This is a genomic window from Xenorhabdus sp. NBAII XenSa04, from assembly GCF_963866145.1.
Taxonomy (GTDB): Bacteria; Pseudomonadota; Gammaproteobacteria; order Enterobacterales; family Enterobacteriaceae; genus Xenorhabdus; species Xenorhabdus indica.
The window spans coordinates 1-802 of the sequence record NZ_CAWMEB010000359.1; the positions used below are offsets into that span (position 1 = coordinate 1).

The window sequence follows — 802 nt, forward strand, 5'->3', positions numbered from 1 at the left end:
CTCGCCGATAAGCGAGCCAACAATTATTTTTTAAGATTTATTAATATTATCAAAAAAGTGTAAACTAATTAAATAATAAACTCTACTGATTACTATATTCTAAAGTTAAATGTTCTCTTTTAAACGGGACTGCTCTGATATTTCCTTCCAATGATACAATTCTCATCATATCAAAAGGTGGTGCAGTGGTTAGTCCATCCTCCGACGAGGAAAATTCAGAGAAAATATATTTTTTGTTATCAATTGTAACAATGATTCTGTTGTAGCTATTTTTCAACATGTATATTGTTCCTAAGGCATAGGGTTGAATTTCACTATCTTTGCCAAAGAGCCGACGTCCTACCAATAAAGACCAGTTTGCATTCATCCATTCATCGATAAATTCCTGATCATTATCCCAATCATGGTCATAGAGTATTTCATCTATAGCAGGCCAGGAATGATTTAAAAACATTCTAAATCTTGACAGGGTAATAAAAATATCTTTTGAAGATATGTGAGTATTCATATGCTATTAATCCTCCTTATACGGATATTTCTTTTTAGGGAGAGTACTGCCCTTAGGTCTATTTACGTCAACATGATTGGGTTCTCTATAGTTTCCCCATTCTTTGGGATCGATATGATATGAACGTTTAGTTTTGGGATTTACATATCCTCCTGTACCTCCCGCTGGATCTTCACCACGAGGTTTAAACCCTTTTTTTCTAAACATAGCATCAATTTCTTTAGCAGTCTTGTCCTTGAAGGGGTTCCCTAACCCTTTTACAGCCGCCTTCCCACCTTTTCCAAGCGCTTTTCC

The 802-nt window shown here is 35.4% G+C and carries 1 protein-coding gene and 1 pseudogene; both read right to left on the reverse strand.

Features of this window, described 5'->3' with window-relative positions; genetic code table 11:
* Positions 1 to 82: 82 nt before the first annotated feature.
* A complete protein-coding gene (locus tag AAC147_RS12390; RefSeq protein ID WP_047686768.1) occupies positions 83 to 508 on the reverse strand; it encodes a hypothetical protein in 426 nt (141 codons plus the stop codon).
* A 6-nt stretch (positions 509 to 514) separates the two neighbouring features.
* Positions 515 to 802 (reverse strand): annotated as a pseudogene (locus AAC147_RS12395) (polymorphic toxin type 37 domain-containing protein); the annotation flags it as partial.

Bases quoted from the DNA above. Each gene is read 5' to 3' on its own strand.
- AAC147_RS12390 (WP_047686768.1), bottom strand. From the start codon at position 508: ATGAATACTCACATATCTTCAAAAGATATTTTTATTACCCTGTCAAGA.